Below are 19466 nucleotides of genomic sequence, written 5' to 3' on the forward strand. Positions count from 1 at the left end.
ATGGCTTTTTCCAGTTGGGTCAGATTAAGCACTGCCACATGAATACGTCTTTTACCCTACGGCCTTATCAGCAAGAAGCTGTGGATGCCACGCTTAAACACTTTCGTACGTCCGATGAGTCGGCGGTGATTGTGTTGCCTACCGGTGCGGGTAAAAGCCTGGTGATTGCCGAATTGGCTCGGCTGGCACGGCGTAAAATTTTGGTGGTCACCCACGTGAAAGAGCTGGTGGAGCAAAACCACGCCAAATACCAAAGCTATGGGGTTGAGGGCGGTATTTTCTCGGCGGGGTTAAACCGTAAAGACAGCCATCATCAAGTGACCTTTGCCAGTGTGCAATCGGTGGCGGCGAATTTGGATCAGTTTCACGATGAATACTCACTGATGATTATTGATGAGTGTCATCGCGTCAGTGGCGAGGAGGACAGCCAGTATCAACGCATTATCCAGCAGTTGCGCCAACAAAACACGGGCTTAAAAGTGCTGGGGCTAACCGCCACGCCCTATCGTTTAGGTATGGGTTGGATTTACCGCTATCACTACCGTGGCTTTGTGCGTAGCGAAGAAGACAAGCCCTTTGTGCACTGCATTTATGAGCTGCCGCTCAACTATATGATTCATCGCGGCTACCTGACTAAACCAGAGCTGGTCGATGCTGCCGTGGCGCAATATGATTTCTCCGCGCTGACGCAAAACCGTTTTGGCGACTACGCGGAAAAAGAGGTTAACGCGCTGCTGGGTAAACATCAGCGGGTTACTCGCGCCATTATTGAGCAGGTGATGGAACTGGCACAGACGCGGCAAGCGGTGATGATTTTTGCTGCCACGGTGGAGCATGCGAAAGAAATTACGGGGTATTTGCCGCAAGAACAGACGGCTTTGATTACCGGTGCGACTGAGCAACGTGAGCGCGATGTGTTGATTCAGCGTTTTAAGCAGCGCCAATTAAAATACTTGGTCAATGTCTCGGTGCTTACCACAGGTTTTGATGCGCCGCATGTGGATTTTATCGCCATTTTGCGCCCGACCCAGTCGGTTAGTTTGTATCAACAAATAGTGGGTCGTGGTCTACGTTTGGATGAGGGCAAGCAGGAGTGTTTGGTGATTGATTACGCCGGCAATGCGGTGAATTTGTATCACCCGGAAGTGGGGGAGAAGAAGCCCAATCCCGACAGTGAGCCGGTGCAGGTATTTTGCCCCAGCTGTGGCTTTGCCAATATCTACTGGGGTAAAACCGATGGCGAAGGGCAGGTAATTGAGCACTATGGTCGCCGTTGTCAGGGGCTGCTTGGCGTCGGTGAAGAGGACGAGCCTGTGCAGCCTTTTGAACAGTGCGACTACCGTTTTCGTTTCAAAGAATGCCCGCATTGTGGCGCCGAAAACGACATTGCCGCGCGTAACTGCCACCAGTGTAAAAAAGCTATTATCGATCCCGATGATCAGCTACGTGATGCGCTGAAGCTCAAAGATGCCATGGTCATCCGCTGCGCTGGGATGACTTTAAGCGTCAATGACAACAAACTGAAAATCACCTATCACGGCGAAGACGGTGAGGAGTTGAGAGAGTCCTTTGATTTTAGTAAACCCGCCCAGCGCACGGTGTTTAACCGACTGTTTGGCCGCCGCTTAGCCCAGAGCCGTGCACCGCAAACATTTAGTCAGTTGGCACAGGTGCTGGAAGTGCAAACCCTGCTGCTCGCACCAGACTTCGTCATTGCCCGCAAGCAAAAATACTACTGGCAGGTGCAAGAGCGGATTTTTGATTACCAAGGTAGCTATCGTAAGGCAAATGAAGCCTAACTTCTGTTCGAACTGTCGCTGCGCTGCTGGTCTTTGGGCACGGCTTTTGTGATGCACAGCTCTTGTGGGGCACAGCTCTTGTGATGCACGGCTCTTGTGGGAGCGCATCTTATGCGCGATTGTGGTTTGGTGCTGCTGGATGGTTTTTTCGCGCAAGAGTTGCGCTCCCACAGTAGAGCGGTCGCTGCGCCGCTGGTCTTTGACCGAAAGCTTGAATTTAATGAAAGCTTTAGCGACTGTGTTACATGTATTAATAAATTACTTTCCTCAGGTTTAATCGATAGGATTAAGTTATTAAGGGATAACCGGCTTACGCATAAAGAATGGCGACTATGATATGGCTGAAAAGGGGAATACAATTCAAGACACTTTTAGTCTTTATCACACATGGAAGCAATTTTGGTTAGCCTAAACAAGCTGCATCAACGCGTTAGCTATCCAATCTCTGTGAACTTCCCCCCCACTTCTATAGACACTCGGCTACTGGACTTAAGTGGTTCTTTTCTTCGTATTCTACTGGTGACATCTGGCCTAGGTAGCTGTGACTTCTTTTACGGTTATAAAATACTTCGATATAATCAAAAATATCACTACGCGCATCTTCACGAGTAGTATAAACCTTACGTCTGATTCGCTCTTTTTTCAATGAACCAAAAAAAGATTCCACAACCGCATTATCCCAGCAGTTACCGCGTCGACTCATACTAGGGGTTAAGTTATGGTCCTTAATAAACTTCATCCAAGCATCGCTGGTGAACTGTGAGCCTTGATCAGAGTGGATGATTACTGCGCCTTTGGGTCTTCTACGCCATAGGGCCATTAATAGTGCATCAAGCACTATTTCCTTGGTCATTCTTTCTTTCATCGACCAGCCAACAACCCGGCGCGTGCATAAATCGAGTACGACAGCTAAGTATAAAAAGCCTTCTCGGGTTTCAATGTAGGTAATATCAGTGACCCAAGCCTTGTCTGGTTCATCATAATTAAACTCACGGTTAAGGATATTATCTGCAGCATCTTCGGGCTTACCAGCAGGATGATGCCTTGGTACCTTATAGCCTCTTAATGCACGTATATTCGCTTGCTTCATTAGCCTCGCTACTCGGTTAACTGAGCATTTTTCGTCTAATTTCTTTAGCTCATTATGAATACGTGGGCTGCCGTAGATATAATCAAAATCTTCCCATATTGTTTGGATTAAATCGGTAAGGCGCTTATTTTCAAGGGTTCTTGGTGAGTCAGGTTGTTTAAGCCATTGATAGTAACCACTCGGATTGACCTTCAATAAACGGCACATGAGCCTGACTGGGTGGCAGTTCTTATGTTCTTTAATAAACGCATACCTTAGCTGAACTGCTTGGCAAAGTATGCGGCGGCCTTTTTTAGGATATCTCGCTCTTCTTCAGCGCGTTTTAAAGCTGCTTTAAGCTGAGCATTTTCAGTCGCTAAGTCTGCCTGTGCGCTGATTACTGGATCTGGATTGGTGGCTTGCCTATGCTGTTTTAACCAGTTGTAAAGGGTGCTTCTAGTCACGCCGATTCTTTCAGAAACTTCTAAAACGGAATAGCCACGTTCAGTGACTTGCTTAATTGCTTCGGCTCTAAACTCTGGTGTGTAGTGGGGTTTCAACATGTTAATCTCCTAAGGTATGTATTCTAACTTAAGAGTGTCTAGTAGTTTAGGGGAAGTTCAGTCACACATGCGTCACAGAAGTGTCACAGAGGCTTTTTAGGCAGTTTTTAAGACAGGAATGGCAGGCATAAAAAAAGCCCTAACTTATTGAAAGTTAAGGCTTTTGAATCTGGTTGCGGGAGCAGGATTTGAACCTACGACCTTCGGGTTATGAGCCCGACGAGCTACCAAACTGCTCCATCCCGCGACGACAATTATACACAGAATGTGAGTTGTGTCAAAAACTATTTCTGTTCGCTCGAAATGTCGCTCTGTTGACGCGCTTTTTGTCTGCGCTTCCAGTTTTTAGAAACCCACCAACGCCAGTAGAGCATGGTGATGCTATAGCCGAGGATGGCTAGGATTATTCCAGCAACAAGTGAGCCTAGGTAAAGCGGTTGCCAGTGGGTGGTGGTGACTTCCATGATCCATTGCAAGGTGAATTTGTCCGGCATGCTGACTGCCGGGGTGCCCAGTAGCCATGAGCCCAGTTTATAAGTGGCATAAAAAATGGGTGGCATGGTGATGGGATTGGTTAGCCAAACAAGACCAATGGACAGGGGAAGATTGGCGCGTAACGGAATGGCAACCAGTGCGGCAGCCAGCATTTGCATGGGCATGGGGATCATGGCCCAAAACAAACCTATAGCCACAGCCCTTGCAACGGAGTGACGGTTGAGGTGCCATAGGTTTGCATCATGGATCAGGCTGCCTAAGAAACGTAAAGACTTGTTTTCTTTAATGGTTTCCGGGTTGGGCATGTAGCGTCTGAATAACTCGCGTGGCATTGAAAAGCTCGATGTGAAAAAATTAGGCTATTATGCATCTGCAAGAAATTGGCTTGTGCGTGAAGATGCAACAAAAAATAGCGTGGTATTCCTTAGCGAAGAATTGTCTTCTTTTTAATGCTGAATCGCCATTATAGCGCAGTTTAAACGGTTTCATTTGCATTTGTTTTGTTGCTAATTATGTTGCAAGCCACTGCGCAATTATTCGCGGTAGCGAAGCTGTATGTCTAGACCTATAGCTGGTGGCTGTGTTAATTAAGTGACTATAGTCCTGTGAAAGGCTAAGTAAGTCGAGCAAGTTCTGGATTTTTACCGATTGGCACAAGGAAGTGGCAATATGCGTATTTATTTTTTGGCATTTTGTGCTGGCGTAATCGCGTTACGCTTTATTCCGGCTTTACCCGCACCGCACTGGTTATTATTGCTGCTCTTGTGTGCGCTCTTATTGCTGCGCAAGTTGGGATGGTTAGCGGTTTTTTTGTTGGCGTTCTGCTGGGCTAGTTGGCAGGCCACTTTGCTGCTCAACAACCGCTTAGTGGACGAGTGGGATGGGCAGACTGTTTGGCTGGAAGGGCAGGTGGCTGGTTTGCCGCAGTGGTCGCAGTCGGCAACGGGACAGCCAGTGGTGCGCTTTGAGTTGTTGGATGCGCAGTCGCGGCGTACTGAGTTGCCCAGTCGCATTCGCGTATCTTGGTATAACCCACCGCTAATTAAAGCCGGTGAGCGTTGGCGTTTGGCGGTAACTTTAAAACAGCCGCACGGCTTGTTGAATCCACACACCTTTGATTACCAGCAATGGCTGACGTCTCGCGCAATAGGGGCTACCGGCAGTGTCAAAACAGGTGAGCGTGTGCGTGCTGGGCGGGGACTGGCTGCTTGGCGAGAAGCGCTGCGTGATAGGCTTTTGCTTGCTCTGCCTGATACGCCAGCGCGTGCTGGCGTGATTGCTTTGGTGTTAGGTGATGGTTCGGGTTTGTCGCGCGCGCAATGGCAAGTGCTGCAAAGCTCTGGCACGGTGCATCTGTTTGTTATTTCGGGGCAGCATATTAGTCTTGTTGCTGGTCTGGCTTATGCGCTTATTGCGTGGTTGCAACGCTTGGCACTGTGGCCAATGCGCGTCCCTTGGTTGCCGGTGGCTTGCGGCTTGGCTTTGCTGAGTGCTCTGTTGTATGGCGCTTTGGCGGGTTTTGCCGTGCCGGTGCAACGGGCATTGATTATGGTGGCGGTGGTGTTGTTTTGGCGCTTACGTTATCAGCAACTGGCCAGTTGGACGCCTTGGATGCTCGCGTTGAGCCTTATATTGTTTTACGACCCTTTAGTGGTGTTGCAGCCTGGCTTGTGGTTGTCTTTTGCTGCGGTGGCAGTGTTGTTGCTGGTGTTTGCTTGGCGCTTAGGTCGTTGGCCGTGGTGGCAGGTGTTAACCCGTGCGCAGTGGGCGGCGGCTCTGGGGTTGATGCCTTTTTTGTTGGCTTTAGGATTGCCCGTGAGTGCGTTGGGTGTCATAGCGAATATTGTCGCGGTGCCTTTTGTGAGTGTGTGGGCTTTGCCTTTGTCTTTGCTGGGGGCGGGATTGTTGTTTTGGCCTGCTGCGGCGCAGTTTGTTTTGTGGTTGGCGGCACAGTCTTTAACGCTGATGTGGCATGTGTTGGAGCTGGGTGTGAGTTGGCAGGCGGCTTGGAATGCGCCTTATTTGCCTTGGTGGGTGCTGCTGTTAGCCGCTTTAGCGGTTTTTTTATTGTTACTACCCAGCGCATTACGGCCTGCATGGCTGGTTTTGGGTTTATTTATTCCGCTGTTGTGGCCGCCCTTAACCCATGAAGTTCGGCCAAATAGGGCGCAGATTTGGCTGTTGGATGTCGGGCAGGGTCAGGCCATTGTTGTGCGCACCGCGACTCATACCCTGCTGTATGACGCAGGTCCAAAGATGGGTGGCATGGATGCGGGCGAGCAAATTGTTTGGCCTTTTTTGCGTGGCGAGCGCATCAAGCAGCTTGATAAGTTGGTTTTGTCACATGCGGACGCTGACCATGCCGGTGGTGCTGAAGCTGTTTTGCAGAGGCTGCCTGTGTTACAGCGCATTAGCGGTGAGCCGGAACGTCATCAGCATTGGCAGGCGCAACCCTGCTCAGAGCAGTCTTGGCAGTGGGATGGCGTGCGGTTTTGGCAATGGCAATGGTCGCAGGCGACTGAGGGCAATGAGGCATCCTGTGTTTTATTGGTGCAGGCGCAGGATGAACGTTTTCTGGTGACAGGAGATTTAGGGGTGAACGGTGAGCGGGCGCTGCTCGATGCGCAGCCTGATTTGCAAGTTGATTGGCTGGTCGCAGGGCATCACGGCAGTCGTACCTCTACCAGTGCTGAGTTTTTGCAGCACCTACAACCCAGCGCGGTGTTAATTTCACGCGGGCGTTATAACGGTTATGGACATCCCCATGCGGTTGTGATGCAACGTTTGCAGCAGGCGCAGGTAAAAATTTACGACACGGCTAGCGATAAAGCGATGCGTATTGATTTAGGTGCACATCAAAAAATATGGCGCATGGCACAGCAGCGCGCTTTTTGGCGTGATGGTGTACAAGAGTAAATTTGTCGCGATTAAATTTTATTGGTTAAATTTCTGTCTTTACCTGCGAGAATTGAGATCTAATTCAGTCGGACTCTGCTAGTGCTTGTGCTAAAGTTACGCAAAATTTTTGCTTGGAGTGATGCTTGTGTGGGAGCTGATTAAATCGGGCGGCTGGATTATGCTGCCAATTATCGTTTGTTCAGTTATAGCGGTGGCTATAGTGGCTGAAAGGTTGTGGACGTTACGCCCCGGCAAGATTAATCCACCGCATTTATTAGGGGAAGTGTGGCGCTGGGTGCAGGCTAAACAGCTTGATAGTGGCAAGCTTAAAGAGCTGCGCAAGGGTTCAGCGTTAGGTCAGATTTTAGCGGCTGGTTTAGCAAATTCCCGCCATGGTCGCGATATTATGAAAGAAAGTATCCAGGAAGCGGGTACTAAAGTAGTTAATGAGCTGGAGCGTTATTTAACGCCGCTGGGAACCATTGCGGCTATTACGCCTTTATTAGGTTTGCTGGGTACAGTGCTGGGGATGATTGAGATTTTCAGCGCCTTTATGGGCTCAGGTATGGCGAACGCACCACAACTTGCGGGCGGTATCGCCAAAGCTTTGATTACTACAGCAGCCGGTTTAATCGTGGCCATTCCAGCGCTGTTCTTTCACCGTTTTTTACAGCGCCGCGTAGATGAGCTGGTGGTTGGCATGGAGCAAGAGGCGATTAAGCTGGTCGAGGCTGTGCAGGGTGATCGTGAGGTTGAATTAAGCGAGGCTCAAGAGTGAAATTCCCCCGTAAAGCACGTGAACCCGTAGATATCAACTTGGCGCCACTGATCGATGTGGTGTTTATTCTGCTACTGTTTTTTGTGGTAACCACCACCTTTACGCGCGAGACCTTGCTGAAAATTGATTTACCGGAAGCGGTATCTGGTGTGCAGCCTGAGGAGCAATATACTATTCCTTTAGAGATTTTAGTGGGTCAGGAAGGTAACTATGCAGTTAATGGGAAGACTCTGGCCAGTAGCGATCTTAATTCGCTAATGGCGGCTTTAATTGAAGTATCCGCAGGGGATAAAGAGTTACCCGTTACACTGAGCGCCGATGGTAAAGCACCGCATCAGGCGGTAGTTACCGCGATGGATGCAGCTTCTAAACTTGGTTTTATCCATATGCGTATTACCACTATTGAGGCGCAAGAGTCGCAGTGAAATTTGCCGACCGCCTCGTACAAGCCTGGTATGAAGGTCATGCTGGGCTTGTTGCGTTATGGCCGTTGGAAAAACTCTACCGTGCGGTGGTGCAGCGCAAGCGTCAACGGTTTTTACGGGGTGAGTTAGACAGCTACCGTGCGCCTGTGCCGGTGATTATTGTGGGTAACATTACCGTGGGCGGGACGGGCAAAACGCCGCTGATTTTATGGCTGATTGACTACTGCCGTGCGCGTAACTTGCGCGTGGGGGTGGTCAGTCGTGGCTATGGTGGGCAGCCAGCGCAGTGGCCGTGGACAGTGCAGGCAGACGATGAGGCGGCTTTAGTGGGTGATGAGCCAGCATTGCTAGTGCGCCGCTCGGCTGTGCCACTGGTGATTGATCCGCAACGACCCCGCGCCGTGCAGCAATTGTTGGCTGAACATGAGCTGGATTTGGTGCTTTGTGATGACGGTTTGCAGCATTATCAGTTGGCGCGAGACTTGGAGTTAGTACTGATTGATGCCCAGCGTGGTTTAGGCAATCAGCGTTGTTTGCCAGCGGGCCCTTTGCGTGAACCGGTCGAGCGTCTGCAGTCGGTGGATGCGGTGTTGTTGAATGGTGCGACTGAGGATTCCGTGCAAGGGTTTTCGATGTTTTTGCAGCCGACCCAGTTAATTAATGTTAAAACGGGTGCGCGCCAACCATTAGAGTACTTCCCTGCAGGGCAGCGCATGCACGCCGTAGCTGGGATTGGTAATCCGCAGCGTTTTTTTAATACGCTGAAACAGTTACACTGGCATCCTATTACCCACGCCTTTGCTGATCACGCTGAATTTACTGCCGCTGATTTAAGTTTTGATGATGACTTACCGGTGCTGATGACCGAGAAGGATGCAGTAAAGTGCCAAGCCTTCGCACAAGAACGCTGGTGGTATGTTGCTGTGGATGCACAGCCTTCTGCGGGTTTTGTGCAGTGGCTGAATGCGCGCTTTGAGACGATGTTTAGAGCTACGTAGTTATTTTTATCAGCACTATTAACGCAAATATATTTACGAGGTGAACTGAGATGGATGCAAAGTTGCTGGATATTTTGGCCTGTCCGTTATGCAAAAGTAATGTGCAGTTGAGTGCGGATAAAACCGAGCTTATCTGTAAAGCCGATGGCTTAGCCTTTCCGGTGCGTGACGGTATTCCGGTGATGCTGGAAGAGCAGGCACGTACGTTAACCACGGACGAGCGTTTGGATTCTAAATAATGCAGCACGATTTTTATGTGGTGATTCCGGCGCGTTATGCCTCAAGCCGCTTTCCCGGTAAGCCGCTGCAAGACATTGCCGGTCAGCCAATGATTCAGCGGGTGTGGCAACAGGCGCAAAAAAGCGCGGCCAAACACGTGGTGATTGCCACCGACGATCAGCGTATCTATGAGGTCTGCCAAGGCTTTGGCGCGCAAGTGGTGATGACGCGCGACAATCATGAGTCCGGTACTGATCGGTTGGCAGAAGTCGCGCAAAGCATGAGCTGGCCGGTAGAAGCCATTGTGGTGAATGTGCAGGGTGATGAGCCGTTGATTCCGCCGGCGGTAGTGAATCAAGTGGCAGATAATCTGGCCAAGCACCCAGAAGCGGCGATGGCCACCTTAGCTGAGCCGATCAACGATATGGCCAGCCTGATGAATAACAATGTGGTCAAGGTGCTGAGCGATAAAAACGGCTTAGCGTTAACCTTTAGCCGTGCGCCTTTGCCATGGGCGCGCGATGCGTTCTTAAGCCAGCCGGATGTGTTGCCCGCAAACGTACCTTATCGCCGTCATATTGGTATTTATGCCTACCGCGTGGGTTTTTTGCAGCGTTTTGTTGAATGGGGTCCTTGTTGGTTAGAGTTAACCGAGTGCCTAGAGCAACTTAGGGCGCTATGGCATGGTGAGCAGATTCATGTAGCCGATGCTCTTGAGACGCCACCGCCGGGTGTGGATACCCCCGAGGATTTGCAGCGTATCCGTGAGTTATTTAAGGAGTCGTAGTGAAGGTTTTATTTGTGTGTTTAGGTAATATTTGCCGTTCTCCCACTGCTGAAGGGGTGTTTCGCCATTACGTCGAACAGGCAGGTTTAAGCGATAAAATCACTATTGATTCAGCCGGTACCGCTGAATGGCATATCGGCAAAGCACCGGATCCTCGCACCGTGGCGGCGGCAGCCAAGCGTGGCTATGATTTAAGCCCACTGCGTGGACGTCAGGCGCAGGCTGAGGATTTTGCTAAATTTGATCTGATTTTGGCGATGGACAAAAGCAACCTGAGCAACTTACAGGCGATTCAACCCGCGGACGCCAAAGCCGAGCTGGCGCTGTATTTACCGCGCTTTGGCATTAGCCCTGATGAGGTACCAGACCCCTATTATGGCGGCGAGGACGGCTTTGAGCTGGTGCTGGATATGCTGGAACAAGCCAGTGAAGTGTTGCTGGATGAGATAAAGGCCAAGTTGTGAGTTTGCACCTGCAAGAACACCTCTCTTTGCGCCCGTACAACACCCTCGCGGTGGATGTGCGGGCGCGTTACTTTGTGCAGGTCGATAGTGTTGAGCAGCTTTGTGAAGCACTGCGTTGGGCTAAGGCACAGCAGCTTGAGGTGTTGTTGTTGGGCGGTGGCAGTAATCTGGTCTTAAGCAATGATTTTGCCGGCTTGGTGCTGCAGCTTAATTTGCGCGGTATCGATTGGCTAGAGAACGATTCCGAACAGGCCGTTGTACGCGTACAGGCAGGTGAGAACTGGCATGAATTTGTGCAGTGGAGCTTGGCGCAAGGATTGTCTGGGCTAGAGAACCTAAGCCTGATTCCGGGCTCAGTCGGCGCTGCGCCGGTGCAAAATATCGGTGCTTATGGGGTTGAAACCAAAGACAGTGTCGTACAGGTGCAAGCATTGGAGCGCGATAGTCTCACGCCGGTAACGCTCACTGCTGCCGAATGCGATTTTGCCTATCGCGACAGTGTGTTTAAGCAGCAGTCTAACCGCTGGGTGATTACCAGTGTGGATTTTCGTTTGTCACGCACGCCTGAATTAAAACTGGGTTACGGGCCCATTCAAAGCTGGTTAACCGAGCAGGGGATTGATGCACCAACGGCCATGGATGTTAGCCGTGCGGTGATGGCGATTCGGCAATCTAAATTGCCCGACCCGGCACAGTTGGCCAATACAGGCAGTTTCTTTAAAAACCCCATCGTCAGTGCGGCACAGGCGCAACGCTTGCAGCACGAGTTCCCACAACTGGTTAGTTATCCGATGGCCGATGGGCAGGTCAAGCTGGCCGCCGGTTGGCTGATTGAGCAGGCGGGTTGGAAGGGGTTTCGTCAGGGCGATGCTGGTGTACATGCTCAGCAAGCCTTGGTGTTAGTCAATTACGGCCAGGCAACCGGACGCGACATTCTTGAGCTGGCCAGTCGTATTCAGGCGGATATCAACCAGCGTTTTGCCGTGCAGCTTGAGATAGAGCCCGTGGTGTATCGCTAGCTCGCATCTTCTTAGGTGAAAAACAAGTTTTTATTTATGTGTGGTTACTTAACAGGTGGTTCTGGGCTGACCAATGCGTTACGCTTCGGCGCAGGCAGCAGCAACGGCTGAACCGCCGACGCTGTGGCAAAGCATTAAGAAACTCAACAAAGATGAGGATGCTCGACGTGGGCTGGATGTGGTGGCGAATATACTGGCCGAGCTAGGTCGTCAAGCCGCTATTAAAGGACAGGAAATGCCGGACGATTAAATATGATAGATGGTTAGCAAGGCCCAGCAGCAGTGTTGGGCTTTTTTGATCCGGTTTTATCAGCGATCGATAAGCACCCGCGAGGACTGAACGAATTCGGGCTGTACAGTCCTGTGATACGATGACGTTATCCTCAGGTTTGCCCACCCGTGCTGGGTGGGTGATTGGATTAAATGCTTATAAGGGCTGCTTGTATGCACATTGCTATTTTGACGTTAAGGTTTTCTTTGCCTGGATGCGCTTCTTTAAAGGAAAAGCGTCAGCGTATTGGCGGGATGCACGAGCGGTTTGGGCGCAATCCCTCGGTAGCTGTGTGTGAGAGTGGCGAGTACGATCGGCATGATGCCAGTGAATGGTCGTTTGTCGTGATGGCCAGGACTAAGCGCGAGGTTGAGTCGTTGTGCAGCCAGATCGAAGACAAGATCCAGCGCACGGTGGAAGGGCGAGTGATGGACGTGGTGCAAGAGTTTCTCTAGTGGCTAACAGAGCCTACAGCCGTACTTTTATTGGGGCAGTACACGGATCAGTGCGCCAAGGCTGCCGTAGTCAATGTAGCTGAGTTCTTTGTAGGGAATAACAGCTGTTTGCTTGAAATGCTCACTGCTGCTGAGGCTGCCGTCCGCTTGGAATTGGTTCACCCAGAAGTTTAGCTCGATTTCATTAGCGCGATCTTGGCGAATAGTAAAAGTACCTTCAATGGGGTGGTGACCAAAAACATCCTCGCCGCTGCTTAACGCAACACTCTTGAAACTGGGGCTGTTGGTTTGTTGCCAAGCGCGGTGTAGTAAAATTTGATAGCCGTTGTTGTTGGTTAATTTGCTGACCACGTTGTCAAGCAAGCTGCTGCGAAACTGTTCTGGTTCAAGTTGTTTGGCATCGGCTTGCCAGTTATCTGGGGCAGCTCGGCTATTGATAACGGGTTTAACTCCGGCTTGGCGAAAAATAATCACCTCGATGTGGTGTGTGTCTGCCGCCCAACTAGGCATGCAATAGGTTACGAAGAGTAAAAATCCAAGTACGAGTTGACGCATGGTTGATTGTCCTGAAGAAAGTTAATTGGCGAGCTGTTCTAATAATGCTTCAAGCATAGCAAAACGCTCATTGTATGTATCCATGGGCAGAGTAAACTTGAATACAGTCGCACCCTCAAAACGGTAGTGTTTCGGCTGACTTTGAATCATCTTGATCAGGCGCATGGGCTCAACAGAGGTACTGGCAGAAAACTCCAGTCGACCACCCTGCGGACCAGCATCAATTTTTATAATGCCGAGCGCATCGGCGCGTAGCTTGAGTTCGGTCTGGCGGATAAGGTTTTTAGCCGGTTCTGGCAATAGACCAAAGCGATCAATCATTTCCACTTGCAGTTCGTCCAATTCGTCTTGGTTCTGTGCTGAGGAAATGCGTTTATACAGCATCAAGCGGCTATGTACATCAGGTAGATAGTCTTCGGGAATCAATGCGGGTACGCGCAAGTTCACTTCGCTGCCTGTATGCAGCGGCTGCTCAAGATTAGGTTGTTCGCCATTTTGAATGGCTTTAACCGCACGCTCCAGCATCTCCATGTAAAGACTAAAGCCAATAGAGTGGATCTGTCCGCTTTGCCCGTCACCTAGCAGCTCTCCGGCACCACGAATTTCCAGATCATGGGTGGCCAGCATGAAACCTGCACCCAAATCTTGTGCGTTAGCAATGGCCTCTAAGCGTTTTTCAGCATCGCGGGTGAGGCGCTTTTCGCTGGGTACTAACAGATAGGCATAGGCTTGGTGGTGACTGCGGCCAACACGACCACGCAGTTGATGTAGCTGTGCCAGCCCAAACTTATCCGCACGGTCGATCAAGATGGTGTTAGCGCTTGGCACATCAATACCGGTCTCAATGATAGTAGTGGCGACCAGTACGTTAAAACGCTTGTGGTAGAAGTCGTTCATGACCTGCTCAAGCTCACGCTCGCGCATTTGCCCGTGCCCCACGCCAATACGCGCCTCAGGTACTAACTTAGCCAAGTCTTGCGCGCATTGCTCAATGGTCTTTACATCATTATGCAGGTAATACACCTGGCCACCGCGTAACAATTCGCGTAACAACGCCTCTTTGACGATGGCGTCTTGCTTGGGCATAACAAAGGTGCGTACAGACAGGCGTCGCGATGGTGGTGTGGCGATAATAGACAGATCGCGCATACCGGAAAAAGCCATGTTTAGGGTGCGCGGAATGGGTGTGGCGGTGAGGGTAAGAATATCCACCTCACTGCGCAGAGCTTTGAGCTGTTCTTTTTGACGCACACCAAAGCGGTGCTCTTCGTCGATAATAACCAAGCCTAGATTGTTAAACTTCACATCACCCTGCAACAGCTTGTGCGTACCAATCACGATATCAATCTTGCCATCGGCTAGGTCAGCCATGGCTTGTTTGCTTTCTTTGGCCGTACTAAAACGGCTCATGACCTCAACGGTGACGGGCCAGTCGGCAAAACGATCGCGGAAGCTGTTGTAGTGTTGCTGCGCGAGCAGGGTGGTAGGCACGAGTACTGCCACTTGTTTACCGCTGTGCACGGCAATAAAAGCCGCACGCATGGCCACTTCAGTCTTACCAAAACCTACATCGCCACAAATTAGGCGATCCATAGGTGTGCCAGCCAGCATGTCACGGCGCACGGCATCGATAGCGATCTGCTGGTCAGGGGTTTCTTCGTAAGGAAAAGCAGCGCTAAAGCTGGCGTAATCAACACCGGGGTTGTTAAAGGCAAAACCTTTGCGCGCGGCACGGCGGGCATAGATATCCAGTAACTCTGCAGCGACATCGCGCACTTGCTCAGCGGCTTTGCGCTTGGCTTTAGACCATTGGTCGGTGCCTAAACGATGCAGCGGTGCGCCATCTTCATCGCTACCGCTGTAACGAGCAATTAAATGCAGGTGAGCGACGGGCACATAGAGTTTGGCTTGCTCGGCATACTCAAGCATCAAAAACTCAGTGGCTTGTTCATCGATTTCCAGCGTAACCAAGCCGCGATAACGCCCCACGCCGTGATTAATATGCACGACCGGCGCGCCTTCGCGCAGTTCGGTAAGGTTGCGAATGACGTGTTCGCTGCTGTGTTCGCTATGTGATTTTCCTTTGCGCCGCAGGCTTACGCGCTGACCAAGTAGGGCGCTTTCAGGAATCAAGGCCAGCTGTTTAAGTTGCAGGCCTTGTTCAATCGAAGCAACACAAATACCTAAGCGATTGTCGGACTGCAAAAACTCGGCCCAGCTATTAACCGGTTCAGGCTGAATCTGAATACGAGCGAGTAGTTCAAGAAGTATTTCGCGCCGCCCAGCGGTTTCGGCAGTGAATAAAACCCGCCCAGTGTAATCATTAAGAAAGTGTTCTAGTGCGGCTAAGGGCTCAGCCGTGCGTGCTTGTAAACTCAGATCGGGAAGCGGTTCAACGTCCAGTGCGGTGCGCCCGACCGCCGTGGCTTGCACGCTGGCATCAAGAATTACTCTGGAATGGTTTTTTAGTTGGCCGAAAAACGTATCTACTGGAACAAAAAGATCAGCGGGTGGTAATAGAGGGCGCTCTAAATCACCGCGGCGCTCATCGTAGCGGTTGCGTACATCCTGCCAAAACTGCTCTGCGGCTTGTTCGATACCGGGTAGGCTGAAAATTAGGCTGTCTGGTGGTAAATAACCAAACAACTCGGTGGTGTGTTCAAAAAATAGCGGTAAGTAGGCTTCTATGCCGCTGGCTAAAATGCCGTTGCTGACATCTTGAAACAAAGGACAGCGGCGAAAATCAACATCAAAGCGCTCACGGAAACGGCCGCGAAAATCGTTGCGTGCTTGCTTGTCAAACGGAAATTCGCGTGCCGGTAAGAGGTGGACGGACTCAACCTGCTCGATCGAGCGCTGAGTTTCCGGCTCAAACGTGCGCAGGGTTTCAATTTCGTTATCAAATAAATCAATGCGGTAAGGAAGTTCGCTACCCATTGGATACAAGTCCAACAGCGCGCCACGTACCGCAAACTCACCATGCTCATACACAGTGTCAACACAAACATAACCCGCGGCCTGTAATTGAGCGCGCATAGCTTCGATATCAAGGGTTTGCCCAACATCTAACACTAAGCTGCCGCCGAGTAAAAAATCGGTGGGTGCTAAGCGTTGTAAGGCTGTGGTGATGGGGATAATAAGAATCCCTTGTTGCAGTTGCGGCAGCTGATACAGCGTGGCAATACGCTGAGAGATAATATCCTGATGCGGGGAAAATAGATCGTAGGGCAGTATCTCCCAGTCAGGAAACAGCAGGGTGGGCAACTCCGGCGCAAAAAAACTCAGCTCTGCTTGCAGGCGTAAAGCGTTTTGGCTGCTGTCGGTTATTAATACACTAAGCCGTGGCTGTGCTTGAGCCGCTTGCGCCAGTGCCAAGGCTGCGCTGGCTCCCTGTAAGTGAGTCCACTGCTGTTTGCCGGATTGGGCTGGAAGTTTGGGTAATGCTAAAACAGACACATGCATACCTAGATTGAAAGTAAAGCTTGGAATTGTAACTAGCCCCATCTGTTTTCGCCACTATTGAGGAGCTGCAGGGCATTACTTTGTTTAAGACTTGCTGCTTTGTGCCGGAAGACTGATAATATGCGCACTTTATTAACCATCACTATAGGTATTTCACGTGACTGATAAGACAGATCAGTGCTTGCGCGACTGGATTGAGCGCGAAGCATTAGCCGAAGCAATGATTCCTTTAGTTGGCCAACTGTACCGTAACAACAACGTTATTACGTCGATTTATGGTCGTGGCTTAATTAACCGTTCAGTGATCGCTATTTTAAAAGCGCACCGCTCCGCCCGCCACCGTGTAGGTAACGATGAACTGTCTGTGCGTGATACCTACCCAATCATTGAGGCCATGAGCAAACTGGATTTGGGTGCTGCCTCGATTGACTTAGGCAAACTGGCAACTAAATTCAAAGAAGAGGCCAATGGGCGTTCAGTGGATGATTTTGTTCGCGAAGAATTGGCACCCGTTGTTGGTAAAAGCAATGAAAACAAACATCAGGGGACGGATGTGGTGCTCTATGGTTTCGGTCGTATCGGTCGTTTATTAGCGCGCCTCATTGTAGATAGAACCGGCAGCGGTGACGGTCTGCGTTTGCGTGCAGTAGTGGTGCGTAAAGGTGCAGAAAACGACCTGATGAAGCGCGCAAGCTTGTTGCGCCGCGACTCCGTACATGGCTCTTTCAAGGGTACTATTGTTGTTGATGAGGCCAATAACGCGCTGAATATCAACGGCAACCTAGTAAAGTTTATTTACTCTAACGACCCCTCAACTGTGGATTACACCCAGTACGGTATCAAAGATGCATTGTTGGTGGATAACACCGGTCGTTGGCGTGACGCGGAAGGCTTGGGTCAGCACTTGCAGTGCCCGGGCATTAAGCGTGTAGTGCTGACGGCACCGGGCAAAGGCACCATGAAAAATATCGTTCACGGTATTAACCATACCGAGATCACAGCTGAAGACAAAATTATTTCAGCAGCTTCCTGTACTACCAACGCCATTGTGCCCGTGCTTAAAGCGATGAATGATAAGTTTGGTATCGTGCATGGCCACGTTGAAACTGTGCATTCTTACACCAACGACCAAAACCTCATTGATAACTTCCATAAGGGCAGTCGTCGTGGTCGTAGTGCGGCGTTGAACATGGTAATTACTGAAACAGGTGCAGCAACGGCTGCTGAGAAAGCATTGCCATTCTTGAAAGGTAAGCTCACTGGAAATGCAATCCGTGTTCCTACACCGAACGTTTCTATGGCGATTCTGAGTTTGACGCTTGAGCAATCAACCAGTGTGGAAGATGTGAATGAATATTTACGTCAGATAGCAATGCACTCTGAGCTGCAGAAACAAATTGACTTTGTTGCTTCTCAGGAAGTGGTTTCTACCGACTTCGTCGGCAACCGTCATGCAGGTATCGTGGACTCTAAAGCAACTATCTGTACTGATAAGCGTGTTATTTTGTACGTTTGGTACGATAACGAGTATGGTTACAGCTGTCAGGTGGTTCGTGTGATGGAAGAAATCGCCGGAGTTCATCCGCCAGTGTTCCCGGCTTAGTGGACCTGCGCAAATCAAGTTGAACTTGTTCAGTCAAGGGAGCTTTGGGGCTCCCTTTTTGGTTTTCTTGATTTTAAAAAAGGCAGCAACTGGTCAAAAGGTATAAAAAGGCTGCTTTGTACTAGCAACTTGAGAGTTCAGCTCTTAAAATGTAACAGTTTTTTTCGGGGTCGCTAAATGCTTGATGGATGCTGGCTTGGTTTAGCATGGCTGATTCAAGTGTTGAGCGATAAAAGTTAATTTTTGTTAACGTGGTTAGGCTAACCTATGATCAGAATAAAGCGTGGGCTCGATTTGCCCATGGTGGGTGCGCCAGAGCGGCGAATTGATGCAGCTCAGAAGGTGCGCAGCGTTGCAGTCATAGGCTTCGACTATAACGGAATGAAGCCGACGATGCAGGTGCAAGAAGGTGATCGTGTTAAGCTAGGACAGGTATTGTTTTCTGACAAGAAAACACTGGGTGTAAACTTTACATCTCCTGGCGCTGGCGTGGTCAAGGCAGTAAATCGTGGTGAACGACGCGTTTTTCAGTCTGTTGTTATTGAGCTTGATGGTGATGAACAGGAAACCTTTGCTCAGTATTCGCCAGAACAATTGGCGAGCTTAGAAGAGCAGCAAATACGCGATAACTTGCAGCAATCAGGTCTGTGGACCGCATTACGCACCCGCCCCTATTCGAAAGTTCCAGCTGTGGATTCAACTCCAAGCTCAATTTTTGTTACCGCAATAGACACACATCCTCTTGCAGCTGATCCAGCATTAGTCATCGCAGAGTATGCACAGGACTTTGAGTATGGTTTGCAGGTGCTCAGCAAACTTGCCAAAGTGTTTTTGTGTAAGGCGGATGGCGTTACCTTGGCGGGCGAGAATCTAAGCAATGTGCAAACAGAGTCCTTTGCGGGTGTTCACCCAGCCGGTTTGCCTGGCACCCATATCCATTACTTGGATCCTGTTAGTGCGACTCGCACAGTTTGGTATATCGGTTATCAAGACGTTATTGCTATCGGTAAGCTGTTTACAACAGGTCAAATCTGGGTAGAGCGCATTATTTCTTTAGCCGGTCCTAGTGTTAAGCAGCCACGTTTAGTTAAAACACGTTTAGGTGCCAACCTTTCCGAGTTAACCGCTGGTGAGCTGGTGGAAGGCGAAAATCGCCTGATTTCCGGCTCCGTATTTGGTGGTCGTACCGGTCGTGGTACCTGTAACTTCCTTGGTCGTTACCATGTGCAGGTCAGCTGTCTGGCTGAAGGGCGCGATCGTGAGCTGTTCCACTATCTGCGTGCCGGTGTCAACAAGCACTCGATTCTTAACATCTTTATTTCCAAGCTGTCGGCAGGCAAAAAGTTTGCTTTCAACACCAGTAGCAACGGTAGTCAGCGTGCCATGGTTCCGGTAGGGAACTATGAAACTGTCATGCCGCTGGATATCCTGCCGACCCAGTTGCTGCGTGCGCTTATTGTCGGTGATACCGAAATGGCTCAAAAGCTTGGCTGTCTGGAGCTGGACGAAGAAGACTTGGCGCTGTGCACCTATGTATGTGCCGGTAAATATGAGTATGGCCCGATTCTGCGGGATAACTTAACGCGCATCGAGCTGGAGGGTTAAT

General features: G+C 50.2%; 17 protein-coding genes and 1 tRNA gene. 13 read left to right on the forward strand and 5 right to left on the reverse strand.

Annotated elements, in window-relative coordinates:
- Positions 1–38: 38 nt before the first annotated feature.
- The gene (radD, locus tag QEZ41_RS10035) at positions 39–1799 is read left to right on the forward strand and encodes a DNA repair helicase RadD (RefSeq protein ID WP_289411367.1); all 1761 of its coding nucleotides are present in this window, start codon (positions 39–41) and stop codon (positions 1797–1799) included.
- A gap of 466 nt (positions 1800–2265) precedes the next feature.
- Here radD and QEZ41_RS10040 read toward each other — a convergent pair.
- From QEZ41_RS10040 to QEZ41_RS10050, 3 genes are all read right to left on the reverse strand, one after another.
- A protein-coding gene (locus QEZ41_RS10040) for an IS3 family transposase (RefSeq protein ID WP_434556810.1) occupies positions 2266–3431 on the reverse strand; the annotation gives its coding sequence in 2 pieces (ribosomal slippage) (positions 2266–3185 and positions 3185–3431; 1167 coding nt in all).
- Between the two features lie 170 nt (positions 3432–3601).
- Positions 3602–3678: transfer RNA gene (locus QEZ41_RS10045), tRNA-Met, on the reverse strand.
- A 37-nt stretch (positions 3679–3715) separates the two neighbouring features.
- Positions 3716–4258 carry a DUF2062 domain-containing protein gene (locus QEZ41_RS10050; protein WP_289411370.1) on the reverse strand — a complete coding sequence of 181 codons (543 nt, stop codon included), beginning with the start codon at positions 4256–4258 and terminating at the stop codon, positions 3716–3718.
- Between the two features lie 337 nt (positions 4259–4595).
- Here QEZ41_RS10050 and QEZ41_RS10055 point away from each other — a divergent pair, with 337 nt between their 5' ends.
- From QEZ41_RS10055 to QEZ41_RS10100, 10 genes are all read left to right on the forward strand, one after another.
- Entirely contained in the window at positions 4596–6842 is a 2247-nt protein-coding gene (locus QEZ41_RS10055) for a DNA internalization-related competence protein ComEC/Rec2 (RefSeq protein ID WP_289411371.1), read from the forward strand.
- 127 nt (positions 6843–6969) lie between these two features.
- A complete protein-coding gene (locus QEZ41_RS10060) occupies positions 6970–7602 on the forward strand; it encodes a MotA/TolQ/ExbB proton channel family protein (protein WP_289411406.1) in 633 nt (210 codons plus the stop codon).
- A complete protein-coding gene (locus QEZ41_RS10065; RefSeq protein ID WP_289411372.1) occupies positions 7599–8027 on the forward strand; it encodes an ExbD/TolR family protein in 429 nt (142 codons plus the stop codon). Before QEZ41_RS10060 ends, QEZ41_RS10065 begins: the two co-directional genes overlap by 4 nt.
- The gene (gene lpxK / locus QEZ41_RS10070) at positions 8024–9025 is read left to right on the forward strand and encodes a tetraacyldisaccharide 4'-kinase (RefSeq protein WP_289411374.1); all 1002 of its coding nucleotides are present in this window, start codon (positions 8024–8026) and stop codon (positions 9023–9025) included. Before QEZ41_RS10065 ends, lpxK begins: the two co-directional genes overlap by 4 nt.
- A 50-nt stretch (positions 9026–9075) precedes the next feature.
- Positions 9076–9264, forward strand: coding sequence for a Trm112 family protein (locus QEZ41_RS10075; RefSeq protein WP_289411376.1), 189 nt, complete (start codon positions 9076–9078; stop codon positions 9262–9264).
- On the forward strand, positions 9264–10031 hold the full coding sequence (kdsB, locus tag QEZ41_RS10080; protein ID WP_289411377.1) for a 3-deoxy-manno-octulosonate cytidylyltransferase: 768 nt from the start codon (positions 9264–9266) through the stop codon (positions 10029–10031). The genes QEZ41_RS10075 and kdsB overlap by 1 nt, the downstream gene beginning before the upstream one ends.
- Positions 10031–10495 (forward strand): low molecular weight protein-tyrosine-phosphatase, encoded by a 465-nt coding sequence (locus QEZ41_RS10085; protein WP_289411378.1) that lies wholly within the window; start codon positions 10031–10033, stop codon positions 10493–10495. The genes kdsB and QEZ41_RS10085 overlap by 1 nt, the downstream gene beginning before the upstream one ends.
- Complete coding sequence (murB, locus tag QEZ41_RS10090) at positions 10492–11514, forward strand: UDP-N-acetylmuramate dehydrogenase (RefSeq protein ID WP_289411380.1); 1023 nt, start codon at positions 10492–10494, stop codon at positions 11512–11514. The genes QEZ41_RS10085 and murB overlap by 4 nt, the downstream gene beginning before the upstream one ends.
- Before the next feature lie 73 nt (positions 11515–11587).
- Positions 11588–11764, forward strand: coding sequence for a helical membrane plugin domain-containing protein (locus QEZ41_RS10095; protein ID WP_289411381.1), 177 nt, complete (start codon positions 11588–11590; stop codon positions 11762–11764).
- A gap of 194 nt (positions 11765–11958) precedes the next feature.
- Positions 11959–12240, forward strand: a complete 282-nt coding sequence (locus tag QEZ41_RS10100; RefSeq protein WP_289411382.1) for a DUF503 domain-containing protein — start codon at positions 11959–11961, stop codon at positions 12238–12240.
- Between the two features lie 27 nt (positions 12241–12267).
- Here the strand turns inward: QEZ41_RS10100 and QEZ41_RS10105 are convergent, their stop codons facing one another.
- A complete protein-coding gene (locus QEZ41_RS10105; RefSeq protein ID WP_289411383.1) occupies positions 12268–12795 on the reverse strand; it encodes a CsiV family protein in 528 nt (175 codons plus the stop codon).
- A 21-nt stretch (positions 12796–12816) separates the two neighbouring features.
- Positions 12817–16251, reverse strand: coding sequence for a transcription-repair coupling factor (gene mfd, locus QEZ41_RS10110; protein ID WP_289411407.1), 3435 nt, complete (start codon positions 16249–16251; stop codon positions 12817–12819).
- 163 nt (positions 16252–16414) lie between these two features.
- Between mfd and QEZ41_RS10115 the strand changes: the two genes are divergently transcribed.
- Entirely contained in the window at positions 16415–17860 is a 1446-nt protein-coding gene (locus tag QEZ41_RS10115) for a glyceraldehyde-3-phosphate dehydrogenase (RefSeq protein WP_289411384.1), read from the forward strand.
- Positions 17861–18127: 267 nt separating this feature from the next.
- On the forward strand, positions 18128–19465 hold the full coding sequence (locus QEZ41_RS10120; RefSeq protein WP_289411385.1) for a Na(+)-translocating NADH-quinone reductase subunit A: 1338 nt from the start codon (positions 18128–18130) through the stop codon (positions 19463–19465).
- The last annotated feature ends 1 nt before the right edge of the window (position 19466 follow it).

This window comes from Thiopseudomonas acetoxidans, assembly GCF_030362935.1.
Classification (GTDB): domain Bacteria; phylum Pseudomonadota; class Gammaproteobacteria; order Pseudomonadales; family Pseudomonadaceae; genus Thiopseudomonas; species Thiopseudomonas acetoxidans.